Source organism: Alteracholeplasma palmae J233 (genome assembly GCF_000968055.1).
In the GTDB taxonomy this organism is placed as follows: Bacteria; Bacillota_I; Bacilli_A; order Acholeplasmatales; family Acholeplasmataceae; genus Alteracholeplasma; species Alteracholeplasma palmae.
The window spans coordinates 1,210,758-1,223,573 of sequence record NC_022538.1 but is presented as its reverse complement, the minus strand read 5'-3'; the positions used below and the strand labels follow the sequence as shown (position 1 = coordinate 1,223,573).

Genomic DNA, 12,816 nt, shown 5'->3' with positions numbered 1-12,816 from the left:
GTAGTTAATGAGAACTAAAAATTCAATGAGAAATGTTATAGTTTCTTTGTTAGGTTTTTTACTTGTAACGGTTGTGACACTTGTTGTAAGAAGAATATTTTTGGAACAACTTGGAGTTGTTTACTTAGGAGTTAATAGCCTATTATCAAATGTTATTTCAGTACTATCTTTAGCTGAACTTGGGTTTGCTAGTGCATTTGTTTTTAGTTTGTATAAGCCAATTGCCGAAAAGAATCAAGTTGCTATTGCTGGAATCATGAACTTATATAAAAAAATATATAATAGAATAGCAATTTTTATATTAATTATTGGAATAGCAATAATTCCGCTTATCTATATACTTGCTGGAAAACAAGAGTCAAGCGTAATAAGCAAAGGCAATTTTATTTTATATTATGTTCTTTTTTTGATTAATTCGGTTTCATCATATTTTATGGTATATAAAAAATCACTTATAATTGCGGATCAAAAAAACTATATAACATCGTTAACACAAAATTTTTCAACTATGATTATGATAATTTTGCAAATTATAGCTTTGTATATTTTTAAAAGTTTTTTTCTATTTCTTTTATTACAAATAATTAAAACACTTGCTGAGAATATTTTAATAAGTTATATTGCAAGAAAGAAGTATAATTATTTACCCTTATATAAGGATGAAATCGTAGATAGTGATACTAAAAAAAGTATATATTCGAATGTTTACTCACTGCTATTTCATAGAGTTGGTGGTGTAGTTATTACAGGCTCTATTAGTATAGTTATAACTGCACTTGTGAATGTTGAAAAAGCTGGAATATATGCAAATTATATCGTAATCACGAATATGCTGATGGCGATTTGTATACAAATTTTTGATACGATAGGGTCCAGTGTAGGAAGCCTAGCATCTGAAGAAAATAGAGAAAAATTAGTTAAAGTTTTTAATGAAGTATTTTATATCAATGCTGTTTTGACTGGAGTTTTTTCTGTAGGATTTTACATTTTAATTAATGATTTTATAGTATTATGGCTCGGAAAAGAGGTTTTACTCTCTGAATTGTCAGTTATTTTAATTTGTGCTTCTTTTTATATTAATTCAATGAGAAGATCTGTTTTAACATTTAGAGAAGCGTTGGGGATTTTTAAAGTTGACAGGTTGAGACCCTTGATTGAGTCTACTTTTGCAGTGCTTTTTTCTATTATACTATTTAATTATATTCAGTTTGAAGGAATACTATTAGGCTATTTTCTAGCTGTTCTATTAACTTCGGCATGGGTTGATCCATATGTTTTATATAAATATGGATTAAAAGAAAAACTAATAAAATATATTTTTAAATATGTGTTATATTTTACTATATTTATTGCAGCTATTTTTATATGTAAAGAAACAATTTTAAATATAAAAAATGTGACTATAGTTTCGTTTGTTATTAAAGGAGTAATAGTGACAATTATAACATCATTGCTGTATATTATACTTTTTGGTTTTACAAAAGAGAGTAAATCTATATTTAATAGAATTATTAATATGTTGAAAAGGAGATAAACTATCATAAGTCAAGCAAATAAATACATAAAACAGAAAAATGCTTCAAAATGAAGTTAAGGTACAGAATATTGATCTAAAATCTAGACTACTTAAATTTTAGATGCTGAATTAATTGATTTGGATTGTAATTCCAATTATATATCATGAAGTTAATTAAAGTGTGTTTTAAAAAGTTTTGATATTTTATCTTTAGAAGTTAGTTTTCTAAGATAAAAAGAGCTGTAACGCCAAAATTATTGTTAAATAAGGGTTTAAATTTAGAAAATATCTTATCAAGAACATTAGTTAAATTAACAAGTTCTCTTAAGCACTCTTGAATACAATTATTTCTTAAACATACCAAGTCTTTTAAGTCATTAATGTGACAAAATTGAGTGTGTAGGTTATCGTAATCTACACACTTAAGTACTTAGAAATAATTTCAGAATCAATTTTATCGGTTTGGGCACCGTTTAACAAGAAAGCCTTCGAAAACTGACTTGTTAAGTAAGGATTGAATTCCATGAAGGTATAACCTTCTGTGATCAGAAATAATTTTAAGTTAACACCGTAGTGACCTGTTGATCCTATACCTACTTTTATTTTAGTAGGATCTCCTAGAACTTTAAGTTCAGTTAATAAAAGGCTAAAACCTTCGTTGGAATTGTTAAAGCGTCAATAAACTAATTGATAGTTAAAAACAGGAACGCATGCTAAATTTCTTATAATAGTCTAACTACAAAAATATGACTCAAATCCACAGTACCTATTAATATTATAGTAATAAAATTAAATGAAAGGACAGTATATTCAAAGTTAATATTATTATACTAATGAATATACAAAAAATTAAAATGATACCTAAAATAATACATTATTGTTGGTTTGGAGGGAATGAAATAGATACAGAAACACTTAAAATTATTGAGTCTTGGAAGAATTACTGCCCTGAATATAAGATAATTTTATGGAATGAAGAAAATTTTGATGTAATGTCTAATATTTATACAAAGCAAGCATACGAAAACAAGAAATGGGCTTTTATCACTGACTATGTAAGATTATTTGCACTGTATAATTATGGGGGAATTTACATGGATTCTGATGTTGAAGTAATCAAGAATCTAGACATTTTTCTCAAAAACAGGGCTTTTACTGGAATGGAAAATAACGAATATTCTGTTACAGGATTAATGGCATCAGAAAAGGGTCATCCGTGGATTAAGGATATATTGGATGAATATGATGGAAAAACTTTGATTCAGGAAAATGGAGAACTAGATTTAACTCCTAATACCATCTTGATTACTAAAATTACAGCGCAAAAATATGGATGGGAACACAAACAGGAGATTCAAAATTTAAAAGAGGGTTTAATGATTTATCCTTTTGATTATTTTTGTGCAAAAAATTGGAAGGATGGCAAAGTATTTGTAACTGAAAATACATATACAATACATCATTTTAAGGGGTCTTGGCTTACTGAAAAACAAAAAAAAAATAGACAAAAAAATATTTTACTAGTAAAAATTTTTGGTAAAAAAATAGGTGGTACTATTTCAAGAATAGGGACTGCAATATCAGAAAAAGGTTTTATTGGATCATTAAAATATAAGTTTAGAAAAAGAAAGGATAAAAAAAGAAAATGAAAAAAGTATTAGTGGTATTTGGTACAAGACCTGAGGCAATTAAAATGTGCCCACTTATAATAGAACTTAAAAAAAGGAGAAATTTAGAAATTGTTGTTTGTGTTACTGGACAACATAGACAAATGTTGGATCAGGTGCTTAATGTTTTTAATATCATACCGGATTATGATTTTTCTATAATGAAAAATAAGCAAACACTGTTTGATATTACATGTACTATACTTGAAAAGACTAAAGAACTTATTGAAAAAATTACACCAGATATAGTTTTAGTTCATGGGGATACAACTACAACATTTGCAGCTGCATTAGCATCATTCTATAAAAATGTAGAGGTTGGCCATGTTGAAGCAGGGCTAAGGACATATGACATAAATTCACCATTTCCTGAGGAATTTAATAGGCGTGCAGTCAGTCTTATCTCTAAATATCACTTTGCACCAACAGAACAAGCTCGTAACAACTTACTTAATGAAAAAATTAATAATAATATATATATTACCGGAAATACAGCTATTGATGCGTTAAGTACTACAGTTAGAAAAAATTATGTACATGAGCATTTAGAGTGGGCTAAAGGATCAAAATTGATAATGATTACTGCGCATAGAAGAGAGAATTTAGGGGAACCGTTAAAACAAATGTTCAGGGCAATAAAAAGAATAATTTTAGAACACCCAGATGTCAAAGCTATTTATCCTATACACATGAATCCTATAGTTAGAGAAACAGCGAGAGAGATTCTCGGGAATGAAGACCGAATTAAAATTATAGAACCCTTAGAAGTTATTGATTTTCATAATTTTATGAATCATGCGTATTTAATTTTAACTGATAGCGGTGGAATACAAGAAGAGGCTCCTAGCCTAGGAAAACCAGTTCTAGTTATGAGGGAGACAACAGAACGTCCAGAAGGCATAAAAGCAGGAACTTTGAAATTAGTTGGAACAGATGAAGATAATATATACTATTCTTTCAAAGAGTTATTAATAAATAAAAAATTGTATGCTGAAATGGCTAAATCCAGCAATCCATATGGGGATGGAAAATCAAGTCAACGAATTGCAGATATCATAGAACATGGGTTTACTGATATTTAATATAATTTAAAGTATTTTTATAAAAAAAATAAAAACATGATATAATAAACACTAGGAAATATTCACTTTCTAGTGTTTTATTTTTAATCTAACAACGCAGGAGACAAAAAACATGTGCGGAATTGTAGGATACATAGGAACAAATAACGCAAGAGATATCATTATTCATGGATTAGAACGTTTAGAATATAGAGGTTATGATTCAGCTGGACTTGCTATTTTAAACAAAGATAATCTATTTGATATCTATAAAGATGTAGGAAGAGTATCAGTACTTTCTAAATCAACAAATAAAATATTATCTAACATAGGCATTGGACATACTAGATGGGCAACACACGGTAAAGTAACAACCCTTAATGCACACCCTCATAAATCACCTTCAGGTAGATTTATGATTGTACATAATGGTGTTATAGAAAACTTTTCACAACTTAAAGAACAATACTTAAAAGGACATACCTTCTTAAGTGAAACAGATACTGAAGTCATAGCTCATTTAATAGAAGGATTTGCTACTTACATGGAAGTAGAAAATGCTATCTTAACTACTTTAAAACTATTACATGGTTCATATGCTCTTTTAATACTAGATACACAAAATCCAGATAAATTATATGCAGCTAAAGATAAACCACCACTATTAGTAGGTAAAAACACACAAGGGTTTACTATTTCATCAGATGTTTTAGCTCTAGCAGGATACGCAACTGAGTATCATGTCATAGAAGATAAAACATTTGTAGTAACTACTAAAAATGGTATTAAATTCTATAACTATGATCATGAAGAATTAGATATTAAATTTAAACCACTTAACATAGATGTTGCTGCTGCTGAAAAAGGCAACTATGATCATTTCATGTTAAAAGAAATTAATGAACAACCAGGAGTGATTAGAAATATCATTTCTAAATACTTTAATAACTATGAAATTAATCTTAATCCTTCATTAATTAAATCAATTAACAATAGTAGTAGAATCTATATACTTGCTGCTGGAACTTCAATGCACGCAGGCCTTGTAGGTAAACGTTTATTAGAACAACTTACTAATAAACCAGTAGAAGTACATATAGCATCAGAATTTGCATATTATAGACCTATACTAGATACTAATCCATTCTTTATCTTAATCTCACAAAGTGGAGAAACAGCAGACCTAAGAGCATGCCTTACATACTTAAGATCTAATAAATATAAAACTCTAACAATCACAAATGTCATTACATCAACCCTTGCTAGAGAAGCAGATTATGCATTAGAAATCTATGCAGGACCAGAAATAGCAGTAGCATCCACAAAAGCTTATATTGCTCAAATATCAGTTTTAGCAATATTAGCATATGAACTATCTGCTAAAGACTTTGATCTTAAATTAGAATTATCTAAAGTTGCTCAAGCCATTGAAAACTTCTTAGCAGATACAGAAAATTTACAAGCACTTGTATCTAAGTATTTTAAGAAAGAACACGCCTTTTATATAGGACGTGGTATAGATTATGCAACAGCCCTAGAAGCTGCTTTAAAACTAAAAGAAATCTCTTATATTCATACAGAAGGGTTTGCTGCTGGTGAACTTAAACATGGTACTATTGCCTTAATTGAAGATGGTACACCAGTGATTGCTTTAATCTCTGATGAAACTATTAACCTAAATACTAGATCTAATTTACATGAAGTAAAATCTAGAGGGGCAATCCCAATTATTGTTACACTAGAATCACTTAAACAAAAAGGTGATGACATTATCTTAGATGATGTTCACCCATTATTAACACCACTTGTAATGGTTGTACCAACACAACTTATTTCATACTATGCAGCATTAAATCTTGGATTTGATATTGATAAACCAAGAAATTTAGCTAAATCTGTTACAGTAGAATAAAATTTAATAGTTAAATTAAGTTACTCCCTCAAATGAATTTTTTTGAGGGAGTATTTATTTATAATAAGCAAAGCAAACTATCGCCAAAAAGCAAAGCAAACTATCGCCAAAAAGCAAAGCAAACTATCGCCAAAAAGCAAAGCAAACTATCGCCAAAAAGCAAAGCAAACTATCGCCAAAAAGCAAAGCAAACTATCGCCAAAAAGCAAAGCAAACTATCGCCAAAAAGCAAAGCAAACTATCGCCAAAAAGCAAAGCAAACTATCGCCAAAAAGCAAAGCAAACTATCGCCAAAAAGCAAAGCAAACTATCGCCAAAAAGCAAAGCAAACTATCGCCAAAAAGCAAAGTGTGATATAATAAACCTAGGAGGCTGATATATTTATGGCATATAAAAAAAGAATTGTTGATAGTCAAATAGAATTTTTATTAACTGCAAGCGGTGCTGTACTAATTGAAGGGCCCAAATGGACAGGGAAAACAACAACAGCAAAACAATTTTGTAAAAGCTTTATTGTTATGGATGATCCTAAAAATAGAGTTTCAAATCTTAATTTTGCAAGAGTTGCTCCAGAAATGATATTAGCTGGAGCTAATCCAAGATTGATTGATGAATGGCAAGTTGCTCCAATTCTTTGGGATGCAGTTAGACATGAAGTAGATAATAGAAGTAAAATGGGACAGTTTATCTTAACTGGATCTGCAGTACCTACTAGAAGTGAAGAAATCCTTCATTCAGGTGTGGGTAGAATAGCAAGATTAAAAATGAGGACTATGAGTTTATTAGAATCTGATGATTCTGATGGTAAAATATCACTTAGATCTTTGTTTTTAAATAAGACTGTAAGCCCTGCTATAAATGATTTAACGATTAAAAAATTAGCCTTTTTAATTTGTAGAGGAGGTTGGCCAGTCGCGGTTAATCTTGAAGAGAAGGCTGCTCTACAACAAGTTAAAAATTACTATGATGCATTAATTGATTATGATATCAATAATGTTGATGAAACAATACGAGATATTGATAAAATGAGATCTCTAATGAAAACCTTATCAAGAAATATATCAACACAAGCTACTATTTCTACTTTGGTTGAAGATTTAAAAAATACTGATAATCTTATATCTGATGTTACAATAAGCAAGTACTTGACTATTTTGAAGAGTCTTCATGTAATTGAAGATTTATCTGCATGGAATCCAAATCTTCGTTCAAAAGTTGTAGTTAGAACATCACCAACAAGGCATTTTATTGATCCTTCAATAGCAACTGCAGCACTGGGGATTTCTCCCAATGATTTATTAACTGATTTTAATACAATGGGATTATTTTTTGAGTCTATGTGCATAAGAGATTTGCGAGTTTATGCAGATGGACTAGGTGGAAATGTGTATCATTATAGAGATAAAAGCGGTCTAGAGTGTGATGCAATCATTCATTTAGATAATGGCCAATGGGGGGCAATTGAAATAAAACTTGCTGATCATTTGATACCTGACGCAATCAAATCTTTAAACAATCTTGTTAGTAAAATAGATGATAAAAAAATGAATAAACCATCATTTTTAATGGTATTAACAGGTGGGAATAGTTCCTATAGAAGAGAAGATGGTATATATGTTGTTTCAATTGGATCTTTAGGAATATAAGTTATCAAATAGATTTTTAAATAAATAGAATTAAAACACGAATTTAGGATATTTAAATGAGCGCTAACAGTACTCATAAAAAGGTTGTTTTCTGATAAAAAATGATAAAAATTTTATTTTATTATGAGAAACTAAGTATATGCTTAAATATATTATCTTAAAATGAAATAGGTACATGACATGGGACTGTAAAGAAATGAAGTAATTCACTACTTCAGAACTTAACAGTTCTTTTTTTCTTATATCTACCGTGAACTATGTGGATAAAATCAAAAAACATCTATTTTTAAGCATGATAAAAGAAGATTCTATTAAAATCTTAAGTTTATTGTGGATATCTATTCTGTTATTCTATACTTTTTATTATGATATTTTCTTAAATTATATCCAATAGCTGTTAAATAAAACTCCATTTTAACATTATGAGTTAATCTTCGTCTAAATCTTCTTACTTTAAATGCTTCTTTAATCACTCCAAAAGCACCTTCAACTTGAATTGACCTTTGAACTCTTAATTCAATCCCTAATGGTGATGTTAGATTTTTAATCACCTCTTTTTGATATGTAAGATTTTCATCATTAATCTCTTTACGCTTACCATTTGGTAATTCATATACATCATTACCTCGATTATTTCTATAGAGATACTTTAAAGTATCTCCATTAGGTGTTAAATAATCATTACCTGATTTAGTAAGGTTAAATGGAAAATATGGATCTTTCATTCTTTTTTTGTCATGCGTATCTTTAGCATACATTGCATATTTTTGATAAAGCTCCATATCGTTTAGTTTTAAATAACGATAATTCGTTAATCCACCATATCCAGCATCCGCTACTGGATATTTTGGATAGAAGTCATAACTTTTCTTAAATCCTTCTAAAAAAGGAATCAAAGTTTTATAATCACTACGTTCTTTATAGATATCTAGATGTAGGATATATTCATTTGATACACCAATTTGTATATTATACCCTGGTTTTAATTGACTATTACGCATATGATCTTCTTTCATATGCATAAAAGTCGCGTCTATATCTGTTTTAGCATATGAGTTTCTATCATTACCCATAATCTTTAAATGTCTTTCATACTCTACAAGTTTAGCTAAATATTCTAAGATATGTTCATAATCTCTTTGTAAAGTAGTTTTTCTTTGACCTTTACCATATTTAAACTCTATTAATTCCCTATCTATCTCATTAAGTAGAAAGTCTTTGATGCTATTTAAATTATCAGTGTTATATGTTTCATGTATTGGAAAGAAGATATCTGAGTCTTCATATCTTTTATTTAAGGATTCTATCTGTTTGGTTATTTTTTTATATAACTTATCTCTAAACTTTTCAATAGAACCACGCCATGTAAAACTATATTTATTAGCCACCGATTCTATTTTAGTACCATCTATATATAATTTATCTGTATCAATAGATTCTTTTTTTATTAAGTACTTACTTAGTTCATAAAAGATTTCATCTATTCCTTTAACTAAGTATTTATCCATAAAGGTTTTTATTGTTTGATGACTTGGCATTAATTCATCTGTAAGCCACATGATTCTAATATCATTTCTAGCAGCTTTTGCCATATCTCTTAAAGATTGAATCTTTTCCATTTGACAAAACATGATCAGTTTTAACATTTGAACCGGATTATAACCCATACGACCTCTTGGGTCTTTTGAGCTATTTAAGTATTTTTTTATCTCCAATTTTCTAAATACTTCATCAAATGTACGAACTTCACTATCAAAAGGAATTTTTATGTCTAATTGTAGTGGTAATTTTAACTGTTTTGGGTTAAAATTATGTTGTATATTTTGTTGTGTTTGCATACTATAATTATACCAAAAAACCGCCCTAGGATTCTAGAGCGGCTTTTTTGTTTTATAGACTGTTACTTTTATTTCGTTACAGTCCCTTTTTTATAATTAAGAGTCAGTGTATTAAAATCTAAAGATAGACAAATATACTGATTTCGTATATAATAAGAGTGCTGTTTTATTTGTATTTATGAAAAGGTGAGATTAACAATATGGAAAATTTTAGAATAAGAATGTCTTTCGTAGGGGAAAAAATTGAAGGACAAGGTGTTTTATCTGCGACTTTAGAACAAATAAGTTTAATTGATGAATTATGTAAAGAAGAATTTAGTGTTAGCGTAAATAAAGGAAAATACGACTTATTTCACGCACATACAGTTAACCCGAGAAATTACTTTGCTGCTAAGTATTCAAGTAAGCCTGTCATTACACATGTTCATTTTTTACCAGAAACTTTTGATGGATCTATTAAACTTCCAAAGTTTTTAATGAAACTCTTTTATCAATATTTTTTAAAAATATATAAAAAATCTGATTACTTAGTCTTAGTCAATCCAATTTTTTCAAAGAAATTAATTGAGTTTGGCGTAGACCCATTAAGAATTAAATATATTCCAAATTTTGTTTCAGAAAAGAATTTTTATGAGATGGCAAGTGAAGAAAAATTAGGAATAAGAAGTAAATATAATTACACACAAGATGATTTTGTTGTGCTAGGAGTAGGACAAGTCCAAACCAGAAAAGGTGTAATGGATTTTTTAGAAATTGCTAAAGCAATGCCTCATTTAAAATTTATTTGGGTTGGAGGCTTTTCATTTGGTGCTATTACAGATGGCTACAAAGAATTTAAGAAAGCTATAGATGATGCTCCAAGTAATGTTAAATTCACAGATATTATTCCAAGAAGTGAAATGAATGGGATTTATAATATGGCAGATATTTTATTTGTACCATCATATAATGAATTATTCCCTATGGCAATCTTAGAAGCCTGCAGTACTAATACACCACTTTTATTAAGAAACTTAGATTTATATGAAGATATATTATTTAAGTACTATCAAGGCGATAGTAATGAGAAATTTATCGAATTATTAAGTAAATTATCTGAAAAAACAGAAGATTATGAAATCGCAAAAAATTACTCTAATAAGATTAAGACTTACTATTCTAGAGAAAATATAAAGAAACTATGGGTTGACTTATATCAAGAAGTATACCAAGAGTATAAAGATAATAAATTTAAAAGAAGTAAGCAGAATAGAAAAATTAAGTAAAAAAAGACATAATCTCTTTTATAAGGAATTATGTCTTTTTTTAAAAAGTAATAACGAAACTTGTAAATTCATGGTACTTAGCTTCTAAATTTAACTGATAATTATATTGATCACATATTTTTTTAGCAATTGATAAGCCTAATCCAAATCCTTTTTTATAAGAATTTCTAGACTCATCAGCTCTATAGAAACGATCAAAAATAGCCTCTTTTTTCTCAGGAGTAATTTCACATCCAGTGTTGTAAAATTTTAACTCAGGTCGTTTTTTATTATTAAGACTTACCTCAATCCTACCATTATCATCACTGTACTTAAAAGCATTATCTATAAAAATTCCAATCAGTTGTTTTAGAAGAACTTTATTTCCTTTAATCATAACATCAGGAGCAATATCCAAAATAAAAAGTTTATTCTTTTCATAAGCTAATGATTCATAAGGGAGTAAATTAAGGTTAATAAAGTTAGATAGATTGATAGATTCAATTTGTTCTGCATTGGTTCTTTCATCTAATATGGATAAAGATATTAACTGATTGATAAGGTCGTTTAATCTTTGGATTTGATCTTCTATAGAATCAATCCAAGTATTATCTTTATAATCATTACGCAAAACTTCAGCACTTGCAGAAATAATTGTTAAAGGAGTTTTAAGTTCATGCGAAGCATCTGAAATGAATTGTTTTTGCCTCTTAAAACTAGTTTCTAGAGGACTTACTATCCATTTAGATGCTAACCATAGAAATGTACCTAAAAGCGCTATAATCAGTACTTCCATAATCACTAAGTTAACTAAATGATATCTCAAGTTAGCAATTTCAAAAGAACGATCAACTGCAGATATTATATAGAATTCATTTGGTAACTCTTTAACTAAATAATAGATATTCCCGATAGAACCTTTTTTTTCTTTGTTGTTTAAAATAGTTTTAGTAATTATTTCTAAAGACTCTATTTTGAAAAAGGTAGAATCGTATTTTGTTAAAATAATATTATTATTTATTGTTTCCACATAAAAACTTTTTGAAAGATTAGTATCATCTGGGTTTTTGATGATTTGTTCAAGTATCAAGGTGCGATCATTAGCCTCTTTTTCTCGACTTGTTACATAAACAACAGTAGTTAAACCAAGAAAAACAAAACATAAAATACCTAAACTAATTAAAAGAAAATGAAATCTAATTTTATTAAACATTTGTAAGCTCCAACTTATAGCCAATATTTCTAAAGGCTTTTATGGTTATGGGTGCATTTAAAGCGCTCATTTTTTTTCTTAAAAAGGATATATAGACTTCAATGGTATTATAACCAACTTCAGTATCATACCCCCATATTCTATTTAATATTTCATCTTTACTTAAATAGGTGTCTATGTTTTTGAAGAATAAGGACATTAAATGAAATTCTTTAGCAGGCAATAAAACAGATTCGTTTTGATAACTTAAAATACAAGTATCAGAGTTAAGAGATAGGCCATTAAAATCATATATATTTGATACAATAGTTTGTGGTCTTCTTAATAAAACTTTAATTCTTGCTAAAAGTTCCTGGAAAGAAAAAGGTTTTGTAAGATAATCATCAGCCCCAGCATTTAAACCAATCACTTTATCTGAAACAGTAGATTTAGCTGTCAATACTAAAACAGGGGTATTATTATTGTTTTCACGTAAACTTTTTAGGACATCTATACCATCTAATTCTGGTAACATCATATCCAAAATAATTAAATCATATTGAATTGATAAAGCTTCTTCAAGACCAGCTTTTCCATTAAAAGCCATATCAACAATATAGTTATGTTTGCTAAGGGCTTCAACTAATGCTAAAGCTAGTTTTTTCTCATCTTCGATTAATAAAATATTCATAAGAACACCTCTTTAATTATATTATACCATTAGAGAAGATAAACAATTA

Annotated in this window: 10 protein-coding genes and 1 pseudogene; 7 read left to right on the top strand and 4 right to left on the bottom strand. The window is 28.5% G+C overall.

All coding sequences use genetic code 11. The features are described from left to right. The first annotated feature begins 7 nt into the window (after window positions 1-7). Window positions 8-1,534, top strand: a complete 1,527-nt coding sequence (locus BN854_RS05645) for a lipopolysaccharide biosynthesis protein (protein ID WP_030003577.1) — start codon at window positions 8-10, stop codon at window positions 1,532-1,534. Window positions 1,535-1,930: 396 nt separating this feature from the next. On the opposite strand, the pseudogene BN854_RS08115 reads toward BN854_RS05645, so the two are convergent. After that, a pseudogene (locus tag BN854_RS08115) lies at window positions 1,931-2,179 on the bottom strand (IS110 family transposase); the annotation flags it as partial. Between the two features lie 170 nt (window positions 2,180-2,349). Here BN854_RS08115 and BN854_RS05640 point away from each other — a divergent pair. From BN854_RS05640 to BN854_RS05620, 5 genes are all read left to right on the top strand, one after another. Next, the gene (locus tag BN854_RS05640) at window positions 2,350-3,165 is read left to right on the top strand and encodes a glycosyltransferase family 32 protein (RefSeq protein ID WP_030003576.1); all 816 of its coding nucleotides are present in this window, start codon (window positions 2,350-2,352) and stop codon (window positions 3,163-3,165) included. Continuing rightward, window positions 3,162-4,265 (top strand): non-hydrolyzing UDP-N-acetylglucosamine 2-epimerase, encoded by a 1,104-nt coding sequence (gene wecB / locus BN854_RS05635; protein ID WP_030003575.1) that lies wholly within the window; start codon window positions 3,162-3,164, stop codon window positions 4,263-4,265. Before BN854_RS05640 ends, wecB begins: the two co-directional genes overlap by 4 nt. Before the next feature lie 112 nt (window positions 4,266-4,377). After that, window positions 4,378-6,156 (top strand): glutamine--fructose-6-phosphate transaminase (isomerizing), encoded by a 1,779-nt coding sequence (gene glmS, locus BN854_RS05630; protein ID WP_030003574.1) that lies wholly within the window; start codon window positions 4,378-4,380, stop codon window positions 6,154-6,156. Window positions 6,157-6,188: 32 nt separating this feature from the next. Continuing rightward, window positions 6,189-6,515 carry a hypothetical protein gene (locus BN854_RS05625; protein ID WP_030003573.1) on the top strand — a complete coding sequence of 109 codons (327 nt, stop codon included), beginning with the start codon at window positions 6,189-6,191 and terminating at the stop codon, window positions 6,513-6,515. Window positions 6,516-6,539: 24 nt separating this feature from the next. Then, complete coding sequence (locus BN854_RS05620) at window positions 6,540-7,802, top strand: ATP-binding protein (RefSeq protein ID WP_030003572.1); 1,263 nt, start codon at window positions 6,540-6,542, stop codon at window positions 7,800-7,802. 338 nt (window positions 7,803-8,140) lie between these two features. On the opposite strand, the gene BN854_RS05615 is transcribed toward BN854_RS05620, so the two are convergent. Further along, on the bottom strand, window positions 8,141-9,640 hold the full coding sequence (locus BN854_RS05615) for a transposase (protein WP_026655857.1): 1,500 nt from the start codon (window positions 9,638-9,640) through the stop codon (window positions 8,141-8,143). Between the two features lie 200 nt (window positions 9,641-9,840). Here BN854_RS05615 and BN854_RS05610 point away from each other — a divergent pair, with 200 nt between their 5' ends. Beyond that, entirely contained in the window at window positions 9,841-10,905 is a 1,065-nt protein-coding gene (locus BN854_RS05610) for a glycosyltransferase family 4 protein (protein WP_030003571.1), read from the top strand. A 40-nt stretch (window positions 10,906-10,945) separates the two neighbouring features. Here BN854_RS05610 and BN854_RS05605 read toward each other — a convergent pair whose 3' ends face one another. Together BN854_RS05605 and BN854_RS05600 are read right to left on the bottom strand one after the other, a co-directional pair. Next, complete coding sequence (locus tag BN854_RS05605; RefSeq protein ID WP_030003570.1) at window positions 10,946-12,097, bottom strand: sensor histidine kinase; 1,152 nt, start codon at window positions 12,095-12,097, stop codon at window positions 10,946-10,948. Then, entirely contained in the window at window positions 12,090-12,767 is a 678-nt protein-coding gene (locus BN854_RS05600; protein WP_030003569.1) for a response regulator transcription factor, read from the bottom strand. Before BN854_RS05600 ends, BN854_RS05605 begins: the two co-directional genes overlap by 8 nt. Window positions 12,768-12,816 lie beyond the last annotated feature (49 nt).

Bases quoted from the DNA above. Each gene is read 5' to 3' on its own strand.
- BN854_RS05645 (WP_030003577.1), top strand. From the start codon at position 8: ATGAGAACTAAAAATTCAATGAGAAATGTTATAGTTTCTTTGTTAGGT.
- BN854_RS05640 (WP_030003576.1), top strand. From the start codon at position 2,350: ATGAATATACAAAAAATTAAAATGATACCTAAAATAATACATTATTGT.
- wecB (WP_030003575.1), top strand. From the start codon at position 3,162: ATGAAAAAAGTATTAGTGGTATTTGGTACAAGACCTGAGGCAATTAAA.
- glmS (WP_030003574.1), top strand. From the start codon at position 4,378: ATGTGCGGAATTGTAGGATACATAGGAACAAATAACGCAAGAGATATC.
- BN854_RS05625 (WP_030003573.1), top strand. From the start codon at position 6,189: ATGAATTTTTTTGAGGGAGTATTTATTTATAATAAGCAAAGCAAACTA.
- BN854_RS05620 (WP_030003572.1), top strand. From the start codon at position 6,540: ATGGCATATAAAAAAAGAATTGTTGATAGTCAAATAGAATTTTTATTA.
- BN854_RS05615 (WP_026655857.1), bottom strand. From the start codon at position 9,640: ATGCAAACACAACAAAATATACAACATAATTTTAACCCAAAACAGTTA.
- BN854_RS05610 (WP_030003571.1), top strand. From the start codon at position 9,841: ATGGAAAATTTTAGAATAAGAATGTCTTTCGTAGGGGAAAAAATTGAA.
- BN854_RS05605 (WP_030003570.1), bottom strand. From the start codon at position 12,097: ATGTTTAATAAAATTAGATTTCATTTTCTTTTAATTAGTTTAGGTATT.
- BN854_RS05600 (WP_030003569.1), bottom strand. From the start codon at position 12,767: ATGAATATTTTATTAATCGAAGATGAGAAAAAACTAGCTTTAGCATTA.